Source organism: Pseudomonas reidholzensis, assembly GCF_900536025.1.
Lineage (GTDB): Bacteria > Pseudomonadota > Gammaproteobacteria > Pseudomonadales > Pseudomonadaceae > Aquipseudomonas > Aquipseudomonas reidholzensis.
The window spans coordinates 152,446-170,303 of record NZ_UNOZ01000013.1; the positions used below are offsets into that span (position 1 = coordinate 152,446).

Consider the following 17,858-nt stretch of genomic DNA (forward strand, 5'->3'; position numbering starts at 1 on the left):
ATAAGGTTTAGTCTGCTATGAATAGAGCTGATTGGTCGCTGTTTCTCGGGAGCGCCATTAATAACAGAAGTGTCGTTGCGGCTCATGCGCTGTCTGGTCTTGTCGTTATCGGTTCAACGATTTCGTTTACTGCGCTGATTGCGCTCTATTTTGGGGTGGATATCTTCCACCTGGCAGACCGCATTGGGCAGGTTGCACTATTACGCAACAAGGATGCGCTGATATTGTCTGCCCTGGGTGCCTCTCTGGTTCTCTTGTCGGCAAGAATAGTTCAGGTCGTGATTGAGGCTCGGGTAGTGGTCACCCGAGAGAAATGGTTTGCGGAAAAACTCAGGCATGACGTCAAGCAGGTAAGCGGTAATGTAAGTCGAGCATCAAATTATTATGGGCGAATGTCCTCGGCCAGCATGAAAGCAGCCAGCATGACCCTGCTGTTGGTTATCAGCTTCATTGCGATGGTTGTTCTGTTGCCTTTCCCTTACTTGCTGGGTGCGGCCGGGTTTGTGCTGATCTGCGCAGTGGGCCTGTTCTTGGCAATGCGGGCATTGTCCATTGTCATGTCTTCCTCGTCCCGTGGGTTGGCTGAAAACGGAAAAAAAATGGCGGCGTGGAAGCAGGATGCGAGTGTGCCGTACGAGGGTGCAGTCGATAAGTACTATAAGTCATATTTTAACCGTATTTTTATCTCGTCAATATTCGGGCTTACGCCTGCGGTGTTCTCGTTGATATTTTGTATCATAATGGTTCTGGTTCAAGAGTTTGGTTTTGTTAAGTTTGGGATCAGGGAGGTATTCCTGGCAGTGGTGTTGCTGCAGTCCTATGTTGGAATCATGGGTAAGTTTTTTGGTTCTTTTGTCCAGGCGTCTGCCTTTTTGCCTGCAATACGAGCCTGTCTCGAAGGGGAAGGCGTGCCTTCTAAAGTCCCCCAGTATGACGGCGTGGACGGATTCTAATGATTACAGTTGCAGCGTCGAGTAAGGGGGTTCTGGTGAGCAAAAGCGATTATAGGGTTCTTCATGGTTTTGGCCCGTCAGCAGGCCAGCCCGCGATGATGGCGAGTGCATTAAGAAGTATTGGTGTCGATGCCTGTAATGTGGTGATGGGTTACAATAAGTTTTCCTATCCTTCGGACTACAATTTTCCCGACGCTGGCGTAGCCGACAAATGCCGAATGCTGGCGGACCTTGGTGGTCAGGCGGACGTCATCCATATCCATGCCATTACCCTATTCTTTAATAAAGGCATGCCGCGTTTTCCAATGGGGACTGATCTCCTTGCATTGAAGGCGGCGGGGAAGCGGATTGTGATTCACTTCCGTGGCAGTGAGATACGTATGGCAAGTTTATTCGCTGCCAATAATCCGTATCATTACGTGAATGACGATCCAGAACGCTTGATGGCCAAGTTTCCTGAGTCGAGCCAAATTGCGTATGTGGCCATGTGCCGTGCGCTGGCTGATGAGTTGGTCGTTTCTGATCCCGAATTGGCGACATATGTGCCTGACGCGAGTGTGATCCCCAGGGTGATCGATTTCAATACCTGGAAGTATGTAGGGATCCAAAAAAGCGATAGGCCCCTGGTCGTGCATGCGCCCAGTCGTCGGGGGGTGAAGGGCACCGAGCACGTGCTCAAGGCCGTGGAGGCACTCAAGCTAGAAGGTTTGGACTTCGACTTTGTCCTGGTGGAAAATCTTTCGCAGTCGGAAGCGCGCGCCGTCTTTGAAAAGGCCGATATTATCGTTGATCAGCTCCGCATAGGCTGGTATGGCGTATTGGCGGTTGAAGCTATGGCGCTTGGTAAAACAGTTGTGTCCTATGTACGTGATGATCTGCTCGATCATTTTGGTGGCGAGCCGCCTATTGCCATCGCTAATCCAGACACGGTTGAGCAGGTGTTGCGTGAACTGGTAAGTTCTTATGACCTGCGCAAAGACATTGCCGAGCGCGGTTATCGGTATTGCTGCCAAACGCATGATCCGGTTGCAGTAGCCAAGACCTGTCAGGTCGTTTATCAGCGGGTACTTGAGCGGCCGCAACAGATCGATTTGGGTGCGTACCTGGAATTCAATCATCAGCAAATCAGGGCACAAGGCAAGCTGCAGAAAAAGCTAATTGCCCGAACACTTCTCGATACCTCCAAGGATGCATTGAGGAAGGCCTATTGGCGTGAAGTGTATGAGTTCTATAAACGAGTGGGTTTCACCCGTTTTATCAAGCGTCTGATCGAGAAAGTTGGCTCGGCGTGATTATCCGTACTGCCTGTTTTTGTGGTGGGCTCACTGTCCATGTGTTCATGGCGACGCATAGCGGCTGGCAACTGAACGGACGCTATTGGGCGCAGTCAAACAGCGACCTCCCAAAACAGCGAGCGTGGGTATGAAAATCGTCACCGTTATCGGTGCGCGCCCTCAGTTCATCAAGGCGAGCATGGTTTCCAAAGCCATCCTTCACCATGATGCTCTTTCGGAAGTGATTGTACACACCGGCCAGCATTTCGATGCCAATATGTCGGCCATCTTCTTCGAGCAGCTGTGCATCCCGCGCCCCGACTACCAATTGGGTATTCACGGCGGCACTCACGGCCAAATGACCGGGCGCATGCTGATTGAAATCGAGACCGTCATTCAGCAAGAAAAGCCGGACTGCGTGCTGGTCTATGGTGATACAAATTCGACGTTAGCGGCAGCGCTTGCGGCCTCTAAATTGAACGTTCCCATTGCGCACGTCGAGGCCGGTCTACGCAGCTTCAACATGTGCATGCCTGAGGAGGTCAATCGAATTTTGACTGATCAGGTGAGTGAAGTGCTGTTTTGCCCGACCCAGACGGCCTTGAGCAATCTCAAGAATGAGGGGTTTGAGCGCAGGGGCGCCACGATGCTCAACGTCGGCGATGTCATGCAAGACAGCGCCATGTTCTTTGCTCAGCATGCCATTGCGCCCGCCGGGCTGGCGCATCAAAAGGATTTCATACTGGCGACCCTACACCGCGCGGAGAACACCGATGACCCGGGTCGTCTGAGCTCAATTATCGACGCATTGAATGAAGCTCATCACGACATCGCGCCGGTGGTGTTGCCCTTGCACCCTCGCACGGCAGGGATGATAGAACTGCACGGCCTGAAACTGGATATGCACGTCATCAATCCGGTGGGCTATCTACAAATGGTCTGGTTGCTGCAGCGCAGCAGCTTGGTCGTCACTGACAGTGGCGGTGTTCAAAAAGAGGCGTTTTTCTTCGCAAAGCCCTGTGTCACGGTGCGTGATCAGACTGAATGGGAGGAGCTTGTCACGTGTGGGGCCAATGTCTTGGCCGGCGCGGAACGAGAGACGATTGTGAGGATGATTCGTGCGAACTTGGGCAATGTGGTCCGGGACGACGCGCAGCTTTACGGCGGTGGGCAAGCGTGCGGCAAAATCGCCGAGTACTTGGCGAATATGTGAAGTGTGATGGGTGCGCCAAAAGATAAGGTTTATCGATAAAATGAACATCTGGTATGTGCATCCCTACGCCGGCGGTCCAGGTATCGGACGCTATTGGCGTCCCTATTATTTCTCAAAAATCTGGAATCAAGCGGGACACCGGTCGGTCATCTTTACTGCTGCGTACCACCACCTGCTCGAGCCTGATGCACGTCGTGTGGGTAGTGCGACGGTGGAGGGGGCAGAGTATTCGTATGTTCCGACCTTGCGCTATCGAGGCAATGGCATGGGGCGCGTGCTCTCCATGCTTGTTTTTGCAGCCTTGCTCTTGCCTTTTTGTATGATTCAGGCCGTTAGGCGCGGTCGCCCAGATATCATTATCTATTCATCGCCGCATCCCTTTGGGGTGCTGAGTTGTTGGCTTGCTGCTCGATTGCTAAGGGCAAAGTTTGTGTTCGAAGTACGCGATCTCTGGCCGTTGAGCCTAATCGAGTTAGCCGGCTTGAGTGAAACTAACCTCCTGGTTCGCGCCACGGGACTTATTGAACGATTTGCCTATGCCCGTGCCGACAAGGTGATCAGCCTTTTACCCTACGCTGAGCCGCATATGCGAGGCAAAGGCCTTTCGGCTGGTAAATTTCTATGGGTGCCCAATGGTGTGGTGGCAAGCGATGCGGGTACGCGCGCTGACACGCACGATAGCCCCTTCATTCGGCACGTGAGGGACCTGAGGCAGCAGGGTGTTTTCGTGGTTATTTACGCCGGTGCGCACGGTAAGCCCAATTCGCTGGACGGGCTTGTACGCTCGGCAACCATACTCAAGCAACGTAATGCGAACGTTAGAATCATCCTGGTAGGTAAGGGGGAGAGCAAAGCGCATCTCTCGAGCCTGGCGGCGCGCGAGGCCAGCGGCATAGTCGAGTTCTTTGCTCAGCAACCCAAGGAGGATGTGATGGCTGCGTTGGCGTTCGCCTCGGCGGGGTATATATCGCTGAAGTCCGAGCCACTGTTTCGCTTTGGCGTGAGCCCGAACAAGCTATGGGATTACATGCGGGGAGGCATGCCGATCATCTTCGCCTGCACGGTGAATAACAATCCGGTGGATGAGTATGATTGCGGCCTGTCCGTGGACCCCGATTCGCCCGACGAGATCGCGTCAGCGATCATTCAACTGATGCGCTTGACTGAACAGCAACGCAAGGCTATGGGCCTGAAGGGACGTGAAGCAGTGTTGGAGCATTACACCTATGAGACACTGGCGCCTAAGCTATTGCAGGGGCTGGGCAGTGGGCGTCCTGCATGAGCCGAATCCTGGTAACGGGTGCATCCGGACTCGTGGTTTCGGCCCTGTGTGAAGAGCTCGCGCGCTCCGGATGCCCTGACAAGCGCCACGCCCTTCATCAATGGATGCCCTGCGGTCGATTGGATTATCCACTTGGCGGGGCGTGCTCATGTGATGAGTGAGCACGCCAAGGGCAGTTTTCCCAAATCCAGGCGTCTGAGAATCTCCGGGACGTGAAAAACCGCCCCTCAGCATAGCCGTCCTCATCCTATTTGGCGACGTTTGCCCTGGTCAGCACCCCTGAGCCCACGTGGGCGGACAGGCTCCAGGCAGAGGTCGTCAGGCGTGTCAGGTGTTTCATGGGCGCTAGCGATCATCCTGCGCAGCAGGTGTCCATTCATATTCAGTTGCTGTAAAACGCCCTTCAGATGATTAGCGTGAGCCGGGAGCGGCGGAGTGGAAGCAGTGAGCGGTCAAAGAAATGATATTCAGGGGCTCAGGGCGCTGGCCGTGCTCGCGATTATCGTGTTCCATGTAAACCAACATTGGCTACCGGGCGGCTTCGTCGGTGTCGATATTTTTTTTGTAATTTCGGGGTTCTTGATAACGGGTATCCTGGCGCGGCAGAAAGTACGCGGCAGTGTCAATGTGCTCTCATTTTACACTTCACGACTGCGGCGGATTGTCCCGGCCTATGTGTTTTTGCTTGCGATTGTTACAGTGGTCATGGCGATTCTACTTATCCCCAGGGACTTTGATTCGTTTTTTGACTCGCTGAAGTCTGCGCTTTATTTCAATAGCAATAATTATTTCAACAGCCAAAACGATTATTTTGCTGCAGCCTCTTATGAGCGCCCCCTCCTGCATACCTGGTCGCTCGCGATCGAGATGCAGTTTTACCTGGTATTGCCTGTACTCGTTGTGCTGATGCCGGTGCGCTTTGTCAAACCTGCGCTCGTCATTCTTGCGGCTATTTTCGTGCTCCACGCCGAATACCAGTTGGTCAACGATGAAAAGCAGAGCGTTTACTTCTCCCTGCTCGCGCGCGTCCCGGAATTCTTGATCGGTAGCCTGTTGGCCGTTTCAGCATCAGGTACGCTGGGTGGCCACAACAACCTGAAAGCCTGGGCAGGTACAGCCCTTCTGATCTTCAGCGTGGTGTGCATTTCCGAGGCGTCTCGGTTCCCAGGGTTTCTGGCATTGGCACCTTGCATCGGTACCGCGCTTCTGCTAAGCGCACCCGATAGCTTGGTCAACCGCTGGCTTGCCGGCCGAGTGATGGTGTTTATCGGAGGATTGTCGTATTCGCTTTACCTTTGGCATTGGCCGGTCCTAGCAGGGCTTCGCTACTTTCTGGAGGTGTATGAGCTGTCGCTGAGCGCGCTTGTCTTGTTTGCCGTCCTCACACTCGCGTTATCAATGTTTTCCTATTATTTCATTGAGCATCCGTTTCGCCGCCCCAGCGTGCCCAACGTTCAGTACAAGCTCGCGGCGTTTTCCGCATTGGCGGCAGCTTTGATACTGGCAGCCAAAGTAACAAACCCATTGCTGGTCCCGCCGATGGCAGTCGAACTTACCCGCTATGCGCTGCCGGAAACTATCTGCCACGGTCAGATAGTGGGTGAGTGTTTACGTGGAGACCCACAGGGTTCAAGAGAGATTCTGCTACTGGGTGACAGTCATGCCGCACAGTTGAACTATTTCGCAGACGTCGTGGGGAGGGCGATCAATGCCCGGATCAGGGTGATCACAGCAAGCAGCTGTATTCCAATCGCCGGGTTTGACAAGGAGCGGATAACAGAGCGGGCCAGACGGCCTTGTGAAGAGCAAACGTTAGCTCTTCAGCGGTATCGCGATTCAGCGGATGCTGTCTGGTTGGCCGGAATGTGGCAGTACCACGTACCGAGTGAGAAATTCCTGAGATCGTTTGAGCGCTTTCTGAGCGAGACAGAGGCACGCCGACAGCCACTGATTGTGTTGGCTCAAGTTCCAATGCTGACGTCGAACGTGCAGCGTATGCATCGCTTCAATGAACTGGGTAGCGCACGGACGGCGCACTTGGAAAATACATGGGCTAGTGCCAATCAGCAAATTGCAAATCGGGTAGCCCAGCATCCGAACGCCGCCTTCTTTGATCCCGCAGTGTTGGCGCTGTTTTCCACACCGCCCATCGCGGACGGTCGATTGATCTACAGAGACAACCATCATTTGAATGAGGTTGGTTCGAACGCCTACGGGCGGGTTGCTGCAGACCTTCTAGCCAGTGAACTCAGTCGGCTTCAGCAGGTGACCTCGGAGCTCAAGATAGCTGCTCCATGAATTTCACAGTCAAGGGCGCTTATTACTGCGAAGTTGTGACCGAGGCAAGGCCGGCCTAAGGCCTCACCTTTCAGTGCTGGTGGCTGATCATGTCTCTGGGCACCTTTCCGCTTGGTGTGTAGGGCGTTTGGACATGAGGCTTAGGACGTCTGATTCGGTAACGATTGCACGCTGATCAGTGCTGGGAGACAAGCCGTTGAGGCGCTAGGTTGTCAGGGCAGCCAAGGCAACGCTGCCTGGCAAATCTACCCACAGGAGTGATCCCGCCATGCGTAATACCGTCCTTTCATACCTGCTCTTGCCGCTGTTCGCCAGCCTGTCTTTCTCGCTTTCCGCTGCCCCCGCCAACCCGGCTCCAGAGTCGATGCCGATGGTCAGCGAAATGCGATCGCAGCAGTCGATGTTGAATTTGAATACCGCCGACGCGGCAATGCTGCAGCAGTCGCTCAACGGCATCGGCAAGGCCAAGGCGGAAGCCATCGTCGCTTACCGCGAAGCCAATGGGCCGTTCACCTCGGTGGATGAGTTGCTGGAGATCAAGGGTATCGGCAATGCACTGCTAGAGCGCAACCGCGACAAATTGATGGTGGAGTAAGGGGAGCAGAGGGTGGGGCTGGGCACCTCGGTGGGCCAGCCCTGATTTGACAAAGCGCTAATCTGCCAGTCTCTGAACTTGCCGGGGTTAGCTAACGATCCTGCGCATCCTTGGCATCCGCCTCGGCATTACGCTCATGCACCTTCCTCAACTGCTCATCAGTCAAGTCCACCTTCTTCGCGGTATCGCGCAACATCATCAGCCCACCTACGATCGAGCCAATGGCGACTATCAATATCAGCCAGGCATACCAAGGCATTGTCGTTCTCCTAAAGGCGGGGTTGGCACCGCGTCTATCAATTTTGAGCAAAACCCGCGTGCGTTGGTTCAATTATAGGACTCGCCACCGCCCGGGCCAATTCTGCTGATCCGCGGCCCCCAAACTGCGGCCTACATCGTTTACAATGCGCGCCGATTTCGACTTGCCAAGAGACCCTGACCATGTCCGTCTGCCAGACGCCCCTGATCGTCGCCCTGGATTACCCTACCCGCGAGGCCGCCCTGAAGCTGGCTGACCAGCTCGATCCGGCCCTGTGCCGGGTCAAGGTGGGCAAGGAGCTGTTCACCAGCAGCGCCTCGGGGATCGTCGAGACCCTCTGCGCGAAGGGTTTTGAAGTGTTCCTGGACCTCAAGTTCCACGACATCCCCAACACCACGGCGATGGCGGTCAAGGCCGCCGCCGAGATGGGCGTGTGGATGGTCAACGTGCACTGCTCCGGCGGCCTGCGCATGATGTCGGCCTGCCGTGAAGAGCTGGCCAAGCGCAGTGGCCCGCAGCCGCTGTTGATCGGCGTGACCGTGCTCACCAGCATGGAGCGTGAGGACCTGGCGGCGATCGGCCTGGATATCGAGCCGCAAGAGCAGGTGCTGCGCCTGGCTGCACTGGCCGAGAAGGCGGGCATGGACGGCTTGGTCTGCTCCGCGCTGGAAGCGACTGCCTTGAAGGCTGCGCATCCTTCGCTGCAACTGGTGACACCGGGGATTCGTCCGGCCGGCAGTGCGCAAGATGACCAACGTCGCATCCTGACGCCGCGTCAGGCTCTTGATGCGGGCTCCGACTACCTGGTGATCGGGCGTCCGATCAGCCAGGCAGCCGATCCGGCTCAGGCTTTGGCAGCCGTTGTGGCTGAGATTCGCGGTTGATGTGAAAGTGCTGGGGCTGCTTTGCAGCTCCTTCGATCACAGCCCGCTACTTCACAATCGCATCCAGCACGACTTCGGCGATGATCCTGTGGCCGAAGTCGTTCGGATGATTGAGCCCGTTGCCGGTTACGTCGTAATAGCGCTTGTTCTCGAGAATACGGTCCCACGCGGCCGTGAGGTCGACCACCGCCACGCTGCTATATTCGTAGGCCAGTGAGGTCAGTGACTCTAGATACCCGTCAACGTACTGATGTTTTTGAATAAAACTCTGCGGATTGGCGCGTATCGGCGTCGCCAGCAATATTGCACTGTCAGGCTGTTTTGCGCGGATCGAGTCGATCAGCCTCTTGATGTGTTTGCGGTACTCGGCAGGCGCATAGGCGCCCGCGTCGTTCATCCCAAAGGCCAGCACCACCAGGTCGGCTGGCAGGTCGTTGACGCGCTTGTCTACCGCCTTAGCGGCGTTGATGGCACTCCAGCCGCCCACCGAATTGTTGCGGTACTCGACCCTGCCGGGGTACAGCTCGCTCAGTCTCGCCATGACCAGCTCGGGATAAGCTGGCTGATGAGGAGGTGCGTAGCTGCTGGTGGCGTTAGCGCCTTGGGTAATCGAGTCGCCATAGAATGTGATGCGTACAGTGGCATTACCTAGCTTCGAGGCAAGGCTACCCAAACTGCCGTAGATCTTGGGGTAAAACACTGACTCTTTCGAGTAGGTAATATCGTACTGATACGCTTGGAACTCTGTGGTTACCCTTACCCCGTAGTTTTTGATTTCTTCAGGCGTAGCGGTCGTGATGAAACCTTTTGGTGCAAAGGCAATAGCGGAGTGTTCAGGGATCGTGATGCCCGTAGCGGAGGGTAAGTAATCGACGCCGGACTTATACAGCTGGCCCGTGTTGTGGTTGTGGACGGCGATGATTTTTTTTGGCGGGAACGCAGTGTTGAACGATCTGTTCGAGTCGGCATCGGCAAAAAAGGATTCGCCTTCAATGGACCTGCCTGTAAGAAAGCTGTCGCCCATCCTGAACTTGCTTGAGGTATAGGCGCTGCAGTCACGATTCTCGCACTTTATGAAGTGGTCCTGCAGCGGGGTGTCATCTTTGCCCGCCATCGCCTGTAGCGAGAACAAGGCCAGGGCAATCAGGCAGTAGCGCATCGTGGTTTGGCTCTGAATTTGCGGGGTCGCCCATGAGTATACAAACAACCCGCCCATCCTGCGGGGGCTGAAATGGCAGCCCCCGCCCCCGCCTCAGCCAATCAGACCTTCAACACCAACTTGCCAAAGTTCTCCCCGCTAAACAGCTTCAGCAGCGTCTCCGGGAACGTCTCCAGCCCGTCCACCACATCTTCCTTGCTCTTCATCTTGCCACTGGCCAGCCACCCGGCAATCTCCTGCGCGGCCTTGCCATACTCCTTGGCATGGTCCATCACCACAAATCCTTCCATCCGCGCACGGTTCACCAGCAGTGACAGATAGTTGGCCGGCCCTTTCACCGCCTCTTTGTTGTTGTACTGGCTGATCGCACCGCAAATCACCACCCGCGCCTTGAAGTTGAGACGGCTGAGCACGGCATCGAGGATGTCGCCACCGACGTTGTCGAAGTACACGTCGACGCCTTTAGGGCACTCGCGCTTGAGCCCGGCCAGCACGTCTTCGGCCTTGTAATCGATCACGCCATCAAAGCCCAACTCGTCGATGAGGTACTGGCACTTCTCCTTGCCACCGGCAATGCCGACCACGCGGCAGCCCTTGATCTTGGCAATCTGCCCGGCGATGCTGCCGACCGCGCCGGCTGCACCGGAGATCACCACGGTTTCGCCTTCCTTGGGTTGGCCAACGTCCAGCAGGGCGAAATAGGCCGTCATGCCGGTCATGCCCAGTGCAGAGAGGTAACGCGGCAGCGGCGCGAGGGTAGGGTCGATCTTGTGCAGGCCCTGGGGCTCGCCGGTGAAGTAGTCCTGCACGCCGAGGGCCCCGCTGACGTGATCACCGGGCTTGAAGCTTGGGTGCTTGGATGCGACCACTTCGCCCACGCCGAGGGCGCGCATGACCTGGCCGAGGCCGACTGGGGGGATGTAGGACTTGCCTTCGTTCATCCAGCCACGCATGGCCGGGTCGAGCGATAAGTAGAGGTTCTGGACCTGGATCTGGCCTTCGCCGGGCTCGGCAGCGGGGGCCTGCTCGTAGGTGAAGTCGTCACGCGTCACGGCGCCGACCGGGCGTTTGGCGAGCAGGAAGCGGCGGTTGGTCTGGGTCATGGGACGTCTCGCTGAGAAAGGCAAAGCCTTTTGATAGCGATACGAGAAGCAGGTTGCAAGGTTTTTGAGCGGGGCGAATGGTGGAGGATCGATTGGGGTGATGCCGGTCTGCAGAGGAAATGGTCGTCTGTGCTGACGCTTTCGCGGGGCAAGCCCGCTCCCACAGGATCCTGCAATGCCCGAAGTCCGGGTCTGCCACAAATCCAGGGGGAGCGGCGGTGCGACTTGCTCCGCGAAGGGCTGCAAAGCAGCCTCAAAGGCTCAACCCTGCAGAGTCGCCTTGAACGCTTGCTGGGCCTGCGCGCAGGTGAGGATCGAATAGCGCGTGGTGCGCGACACCTTGGTGGTCAGGAAGCGTTCGAACACAGGGCCGAATACGGCCTTGTCCAAGCCAGGCTGCTCGGCGTCAAGGTACGCCTGGCAAGCGCGGCGGTAGTCTTCCAGCGGCACGTAGCGCTGGACCCAGTAATGGTAGAAATAGCCCATCAGGAAGCCCAGGCTGAAATCGCGGTCGATCACTGTGTGTGCGCAGCACTCGAAGTCGATCAGGCGGAGCTCGCCCTGCGGGCTGATGAGGATGTTCTTGGGGTGCGGGTCCATGTGCACGAAGCCGTCCGCGAGCATCTGGCTGAACAGGCCGAAGACCTGCGGTAGCAGCGCCGAGGCGCACTCGGGGTGGGCGATGAGGCGTTCGTCGACATTGCTGTGGTCGTCGAGGTACTCGATCAGCAGGTACTCGTCGCGCAGCAGCGGGAAGCGCGCGGTGTAACCAAACGCGGCCACCTTGGGCACCAGCGCGGATTTGCGGCCGGTGACGGAGAGGTTGATGAACTCGTTGGTGAGGTCATGCAGGCCGTAGGTCCTTTTCAGGCCCAGGTAGTTTTGCAGGCGTTTCTTCCAGTGCTCCAAGCGGTTGTACTTCAGCACCCACTTGCGCTCGCCCTGCAGCAGGTAAACGCCGCGCGTGGCCTCGGGGATGTCCAGCGTCTGGTGCTGGTCGGGTGCGGCCAGAAAGCGCTGAACCACCTGGTGAAGGTCGCCCGCGTGGGTCGGGTCGACATGAAAGGTGTGGCCGTTGATGCGCTGCCGGGTAAAGGGACGGGTCAGGGCGTTCAGGTGACGCATTCGGTACTCCAGGAAACAAAACGTGAAAACCGCGCTCAGCAGCCTGCCACGTGGCCTTTGAGGAAGATTTCACGGCGGTCCAGGCGACCGATGTGCTCATGCTTGGCGAAGGTGTAGATACGGTTGAACGCAGCTTTGTCGACGTCGGGCGCGAACTGCGCCAGGGCTTGGTCTACCCAGCGGTCGTATTCGGCTTCGGTGATGTAGCGGTAGATTTCGCGCAGGTACAGAAACCCGAACTGGAAGCCCAGCGTCTCGCTGGTGTAGGCCGTGGGCACAAAGAAGCTGTTTTCCAGGTCGATCGCCACGGGCGGGGTGGCCTGGGTGTCGCACAGCATGACGTTGCCGGCCCACAGGTCCATGTGGGTGATGCCTTGGCTGTGCAGCGAGAACATCAGTTCGGTCGCGGCCAGGAACACGCGGTGCACGTTGGACGGGTCCTTGCGCAGGACGGTCAGGGCGTCGGTGTGGTGTTCAAACAGCCGGGTGATGACGAACAGGTCCTGGATCAGGCCGATCTTCGAGCGGGTGAAGCCAAAGCCGAGCAGTTCGGGCACGCGTGCGCCGCGGCGGTGGGCTTCGCGGGTGTTTATCATCTCTTCGATGGCCCAGTCGTACAGCCCATCACGCCGGGCAGTGCCGCGCTGCACCCGCCATTGCTTTCTGAAGGTGTCGAGTTGCTCGCGCTTGGTAAACAACCGGCTGCGGTTGCAGTCGAGCGGGGCGCTGATGCGTTTGGCGTGGGGTGCGCGCTCTACCAGGCGCTCGAGGGCGCTGCGGGTATGGGGCGCCAAGGCGGTACGAAAGTGCAGCGTGGTCCGGCAGTGCTTGAGGGTGAAGGGGAAATCTTTGGTCCAGGTTCTGGGGTCAGGTGACACGCAACGTCCTTGGTGTAATCAAAATGCTACTACTTTTGTGTGCGGCATTTTCACAACAAATTCACAATTTTCCTACAGCTTATTTGACGTCAATTTGCTAGCGGAACCGCTCTCCGGCGCGGATAGAGGGCGGCGGCGGTGATCAGGCAGCCACCGAGCAACACCGCGCCGAACGCCAGCAGCGCCACGCGCGAGCCCAGGTAGTCGCTGAGCAAGCCGGTAAAGATCACGGGCAAACTGAATCCCAGGTACGCCAGCAGAAAGAACCCAGCACTGGCGCGGGTCTTTTCCGTCCCGGCCAACTGGTTCACCGCCGCCAGCCCGCCCAGGTAGATAAACCCATAGCACGCACTACTGGCCGCCACCGCCCCAAGCAACACCGCCACCAGCTGACCGCTGTCCGCCCCCCACGCCAGCAGCGCATAACTACAAGGCAGGATCACCAGGCCGAGCAACGCCGCCTGCGCGCTGGCCATGCGCCGCGCCATCGGTTGAAACAGCAACCCGCAGTTGATCACGCAGAAGGTCGAGAAGCCCGACCAGGCGCTCAAGCCGTGCTGGCGCAAGATCCCCGGCAGCAGGGCGATGACCAGGCCGACGCAGGCCCAGGCGAGCAGGATGGCAAAGCCGTAGGCCAAGCTCCCGGCCGGATAATACGGCAGGCGCAGCATGGCGCCGCGCTGCGCCGGGCGTGGGTCGGGCAGGCGCCACACCAGCACCACGGCGACGGCGGCGAGCAGCAGTTGCAGGTGGAAGCTGCCGGGCGTCAGGCTGGGGCCGTTGAGCAGGAACAGGCTGGTCAGTGCGGCGCCGAGGCCAAAGCCCAGCGAGGTGCTGGCGGTGACCCAGTTGGCGGCGCGGCTGCTGTCGCTGGCGGCCATCAGCTCGCTCATGTAGGCGGTGGCGGTGGCAGACGCCAGGCCGGTGCCGAGGCCGAGGAACAGGCGGGCGATGCCGAGGGTTTGCAGGCTGGGGGCGAGCAGCATGAGCAGGGTGGCGATCATCGACAGGGCGAGGGCGGCGATGATCAGCGGGCGCCGGCCCACGCGGTCGGCCAGGCCGCCGAGTGCCAGGAGTACGGGGAGGACACCGAGCACGTAGCCGGAGAAGGCCACCGCGGTGGCGGCGGCGCCGCGTCCGGAGAGGTCGGCGTAGGTGATGTACAGGGGCGCCTGCAGGTTCACCGCCAGGGTGATCATGCACAGGGCGAAGGCGAGCAGGGCAGGGGCGTTGCGGGTGGGCATCTGGGGTGGTCCCTGGGGGAGTGGAGGGGCTTGAGTGCTTTTGGGCGTGTTGCGGCGGACAGGTGCTTGCCACAGGCTTCTTTAGCGTCGTTGAGATCGAGCGCCGCCCGCGCGGCGCATCGCGGGCAAGTCGGATCGCCGCACCGCCGCTCCTACATTTGTTGCAACGCGCCATGGCCTGATAGGCCGACGTCTTAGCCTTGTTTGTACGCCGACGTCCTTGAGTCGACCCTAATAGCCTTGCTGCTGGCTTTCGACCTGCACCAAGGCTGGCAACGCCTCTCTCACAGGCCATGGCGCGTTGCAGCAAATGTAGGAGCGGCGGTGCGGCGATCCGACTTGCCCGCGATGCGCCGCGCGGGCGGCGCTCGATCTCAAAGGCGCCGAATTAATCAAGGCATGCATCTCGCAACCACAACTGTGATCTCAGCCCCCGCCTGCAACAAGGCACACACCCATCCCATTTATGATTAACTGTTCGCTCAAAACCCGCGAACACTTAGCCATGAACCTGCACCTCGACCGTCTCAGCCCCACCCCCCTGGTGCAGCAGCTCACCGACCAGCTCCAGGCCTGGATCGAGCACCAGCGCCTGCGCCCCGGTGCGCGCCTGCCGTCGATCCGCACCCTGGCCAAGACCCACGCCGTCAGCCCGTCCTGCGTCATCGAAGCCTACGACCGCCTGGTCGCCAGCGGCTGGCTGGACGCCCGCCACGGCACCGGCTTCTTCGTCGCCGAGCGCAAGCCAGCGTTGCCCGACGCCGAACAGGAAGCCTGGGGCGAAGCGGTCGACGGCAGTTGGCGGCAGTTCCGCGAGGGCTTCGACGAGCTGCTCAAGCTCGGCTGCGGCTGGCTGCCGAACGCCTGGCGCGCCACTGACGAGCTGGCCCTGGCCGTGCGCCAGGTCAGCCGTGGCAACCCCGCCGACCTGTTCGACTATGCGCCGCCCCTGGGCCTGGCCAGCCTGCGCCAGCAACTGCATAAACGTCTGGAGCGCCTGGACATCCCGGCCGGCCCCGAGCGCATCCTCACCACCCACGGCGCCAGCCACGCGCTCGACCTGCTGGTGCGCACGCTGCTGCGCCCAGGCGACACGGTGCTGGTGGAAAACCCCGGCTACTACAACCTGTTCAACCTGCTGCGCGCGCACCAGGTGCACATGCTGCCGGTGCCGCGCACGGCCAACGGCCCGGACCTGCACGCCCTCGAGCGCTTGCTCGCCGAGCACCGCCCGCGTTGCCTGTTCATCAACAGCCTGTACCACAACCCGACCGGCACCAGCCTGACGCCGAAGGTTGCCTATCGCTTGCTGGAGCTGGCCCGCGAGCATGACCTGCGGATCATCGAAGACGACATCTATGCCGACTTCCAGGAAGGCCCGGCCACCCGCCTGGCGACCCTCGACAGCGAGCAGCGGGTGATCTACCTGGCCAGCTTCTCCAAGACCCTCAGCAGTGCGCTGAGGGTCGGCTACCTGGTGGCCGACGCGCCCCTCACGGCGCGCCTGGCCGAGTTGAAGATGGTCAGCAGCATCGGCACTTCGCGCTTCGCCGAGCAGGTGGTGGGGCAGATGTTGGCCAATGGCAGCTATCGCAAGAGCGTGCAGCGCTTGCGCGTGCGCCTGGCCCAGCACATGGCCAAGCTGCTGGGGCAATTGGAAGGCTTTGGCTGGGAGGTGTTCTGCGAGCCGTATGGCGGCATGTTCGTCTGGGTGCGCGCGCCGGGGCGCGACTTCGCCAGCCTCGAGCGCTTGGCGCTGGCGCACGGGGTGCTGCTGACGCCGGGGAGTGCCTTTGATTATCAGGGGGCGGCGAATGAGTGGCTGCGGATCAATGTGGCGTATGCGCAGGATGTGCGGGCGCAGGCGTTTTTGCGCGAAGGTGGGAGTCCGCAGTAGGTCGCGAGCCCTCCGGGCATCAGAAGGCTGCTGGTTTCGGTTTCGTCAGGCGCACGCGCTTCGATGCAATGCTTCGGTATGCATCGTCATGCTTGGAATAGCGGGTGATTTCTGAGGTGTTTTCGACGCCTTCCAGGGGGCCGAATATCCCCCCTCCGACGTACGCTAGTCGTAAGACTTTTCCCAATCTGAAACCAAATGCTTCAGATTGGCTGGCCTTCGGAACTATCCTACGCGCCTTGCCGAACCTTCCATGTTGTCGGGGAAATGCCTCAGGGATACCGTCCTTGGGTCGCCATTTTCAGGTGACCGGGTGTGAGAACCCGTTGATGAATCAAATCGGCAAGCTGATATGGCGGCCGTGCGCGGGCGGACTTCGGTCTGGCCGAGTTTTCCTTGATTCCCTCGGTTTCTCACTCCGCGCACGGCTGCCACCCTTGATCCATGAGAAGGTCAAAGCGGCAGCCTCCTTCAGATGGAATCAGGGAGTATTGCCATGAAAAAGATCGTACCCGACCCACCCAAACTCACCCCCTTCCACGCCTCCGTCCACCCCGACCAAGGAGTGATGCGATGAGCGACGATCCCGAAACCAACGTCACGGTAGGCGTCGAAACCTTCTTCGAGGCCGGCGACAAGCCCTGTCACATCTTCCGAGCCATGCCCGGCGTGCCCTTCGAACATGCCTATGAGCAGGTTTCGGTGCTGCTCGGCTACATCAAGCACTTGGTGCGCGAGGGCGATATGGAGGACGACCACAAGTTCCTCGGCGCCGCGGACTACCTGAGTGCCTTCGCCAAGGCGATCATGGACGACATCGAGATCGCCCGTAACCGGCTGCACTGACCGCTGCGTCGCCCGGGGTCGCGCTGCGGCCCCGGTCACCCTCAAGACGACCTCGACACGCCCGAAAACGACAAGACATAGCTATTTGACACTATTCTGGCGCCAGGCCCTTGTGAGCGGGCTGGCGCCGTTGTCACTCTTGCCCTTCGCAACAGCCTGACAAGGCGAGGGGGAAGCAGCGATGGCGGCGAGCAAGCACGGTGTTCTGGCCAACCTGGGCATGGCCCGCAAACTCGGCCTGGGCTTCGCCCTGGTGCTGCTGTTGACCCTGGCGGTGGCGGCCATCGGCGTCGCCGCGCTGTACAGCGTCGGCCAGCGCTTCGACAGCCTGCGCCAGATGACCCAATTCAATACCGACCTGCTGCGCCTGCGCCAGCACGAGCAGGGTTTTGCCCAGCGCTCCGACATGCAGGACGCCGAAGCCTTGCGCAGCGGCGTGCAGGGCCTGATCGAGCGCGCCCGTGGGGTGGCCCAGCTGCGTGCCAGCGAGGCCGACCTGGCCGCGTATGGCCAGGCCTTCGACACCTTTGTCGAAGCGGTGCAGGCCAAGGAGCTGGCGCTGGACACGGCCAGTTGGTCGGTGTCCAGCGTCGCCAACAACCTCGACGTGTTGCAGGCGGGCCTGGGTGATGACGGCACCTATACCCTCAAGCAGTCGCAGGGCCAGCAAGGCGGGGAATTTCTCGAGCAGGCCGCGCAGGTCGTCCAGGTCTCGCGGCTGATGCTGCAGGCGATGGACGCGGCGCGGGTGCGCCTGGAGCAGAGCCGCAAGGGCGAGGAGGCCGAGCAGGGGCGCATCGCGCAGACGGTCGAGGCGGCGGGGCTGGTCGAGCAGTTGCGCGGCTCGG

At 59.4% G+C, this 17,858-nt stretch carries 15 protein-coding genes; 9 read left to right on the plus strand and 6 right to left on the minus strand.

Features of this window, described 5'->3' with window-relative positions:
- Positions 1-17: 17 nt before the first annotated feature.
- The 6 genes from CCOS865_RS08645 (at position 18) to CCOS865_RS08670 (ending at position 7,615) form a co-directional block, all read left to right on the plus strand.
- Positions 18-953 (plus strand): hypothetical protein, encoded by a 936-nt coding sequence (locus CCOS865_RS08645; RefSeq protein ID WP_119139802.1) that lies wholly within the window; start codon positions 18-20, stop codon positions 951-953.
- Between the two features lie 35 nt (positions 954-988).
- Positions 989-2,245, plus strand: a complete 1,257-nt coding sequence (locus CCOS865_RS08650; protein WP_147406495.1) for a glycosyltransferase family 4 protein — start codon at positions 989-991, stop codon at positions 2,243-2,245.
- A 130-nt stretch (positions 2,246-2,375) separates the two neighbouring features.
- On the plus strand, positions 2,376-3,440 hold the full coding sequence (gene wecB, locus CCOS865_RS08655; protein ID WP_119139806.1) for a non-hydrolyzing UDP-N-acetylglucosamine 2-epimerase: 1,065 nt from the start codon (positions 2,376-2,378) through the stop codon (positions 3,438-3,440).
- A 40-nt stretch (positions 3,441-3,480) separates the two neighbouring features.
- The gene (locus CCOS865_RS08660; RefSeq protein WP_119139808.1) at positions 3,481-4,722 is read left to right on the plus strand and encodes a glycosyltransferase family 4 protein; all 1,242 of its coding nucleotides are present in this window, start codon (positions 3,481-3,483) and stop codon (positions 4,720-4,722) included.
- A gap of 435 nt (positions 4,723-5,157) precedes the next feature.
- Positions 5,158-7,020 carry an acyltransferase family protein gene (locus tag CCOS865_RS08665; RefSeq protein ID WP_119139810.1) on the plus strand — a complete coding sequence of 621 codons (1,863 nt, stop codon included), beginning with the start codon at positions 5,158-5,160 and terminating at the stop codon, positions 7,018-7,020.
- A gap of 268 nt (positions 7,021-7,288) precedes the next feature.
- Positions 7,289-7,615 carry a ComEA family DNA-binding protein gene (locus tag CCOS865_RS08670; RefSeq protein ID WP_119139812.1) on the plus strand — a complete coding sequence of 109 codons (327 nt, stop codon included), beginning with the start codon at positions 7,289-7,291 and terminating at the stop codon, positions 7,613-7,615.
- 91 nt (positions 7,616-7,706) lie between these two features.
- Here the strand turns inward: CCOS865_RS08670 and CCOS865_RS08675 are convergent, their stop codons facing one another.
- On the minus strand, positions 7,707-7,874 hold the full coding sequence (locus tag CCOS865_RS08675; protein WP_119139814.1) for a DUF2897 family protein: 168 nt from the start codon (positions 7,872-7,874) through the stop codon (positions 7,707-7,709).
- Between the two features lie 182 nt (positions 7,875-8,056).
- Between CCOS865_RS08675 and pyrF the strand changes: the two genes are divergently transcribed.
- Entirely contained in the window at positions 8,057-8,758 is a 702-nt protein-coding gene (gene pyrF / locus CCOS865_RS08680) for an orotidine-5'-phosphate decarboxylase (RefSeq protein WP_119139816.1), read from the plus strand.
- Between the two features lie 46 nt (positions 8,759-8,804).
- On the opposite strand, the gene CCOS865_RS08685 is transcribed toward pyrF, so the two are convergent.
- The 5 genes from CCOS865_RS08685 to CCOS865_RS08705 form a co-directional block, all read right to left on the minus strand.
- Complete coding sequence (locus tag CCOS865_RS08685; protein ID WP_167469035.1) at positions 8,805-9,917, minus strand: SGNH/GDSL hydrolase family protein; 1,113 nt, start codon at positions 9,915-9,917, stop codon at positions 8,805-8,807.
- 101 nt (positions 9,918-10,018) lie between these two features.
- Positions 10,019-11,020 (minus strand): NADP-dependent oxidoreductase, encoded by a 1,002-nt coding sequence (locus CCOS865_RS08690; protein WP_119139820.1) that lies wholly within the window; start codon positions 11,018-11,020, stop codon positions 10,019-10,021.
- Between the two features lie 261 nt (positions 11,021-11,281).
- Positions 11,282-12,145: a lipopolysaccharide kinase InaA family protein gene (locus tag CCOS865_RS08695; protein WP_119139822.1), complete on the minus strand. Its 864-nt coding sequence runs from the start codon at positions 12,143-12,145 to the stop codon at positions 11,282-11,284.
- A 35-nt stretch (positions 12,146-12,180) separates the two neighbouring features.
- Positions 12,181-13,023: a lipopolysaccharide kinase InaA family protein gene (locus CCOS865_RS08700; protein WP_119139824.1), complete on the minus strand. Its 843-nt coding sequence runs from the start codon at positions 13,021-13,023 to the stop codon at positions 12,181-12,183.
- 89 nt (positions 13,024-13,112) lie between these two features.
- Positions 13,113-14,342 carry an MFS transporter gene (locus tag CCOS865_RS08705; RefSeq protein WP_279630123.1) on the minus strand — a complete coding sequence of 410 codons (1,230 nt, stop codon included), beginning with the start codon at positions 14,340-14,342 and terminating at the stop codon, positions 13,113-13,115.
- Between the two features lie 430 nt (positions 14,343-14,772).
- Here CCOS865_RS08705 and CCOS865_RS08710 point away from each other — a divergent pair, with 430 nt between their 5' ends.
- Positions 14,773-16,164 (plus strand): aminotransferase-like domain-containing protein, encoded by a 1,392-nt coding sequence (locus CCOS865_RS08710; protein ID WP_119139828.1) that lies wholly within the window; start codon positions 14,773-14,775, stop codon positions 16,162-16,164.
- Positions 16,165-16,737: 573 nt separating this feature from the next.
- Positions 16,738-17,010 (plus strand): DUF3077 domain-containing protein, encoded by a 273-nt coding sequence (locus CCOS865_RS08715; protein WP_119139830.1) that lies wholly within the window; start codon positions 16,738-16,740, stop codon positions 17,008-17,010.
- Positions 17,011-17,858: the final 848 nt, after the last annotated feature.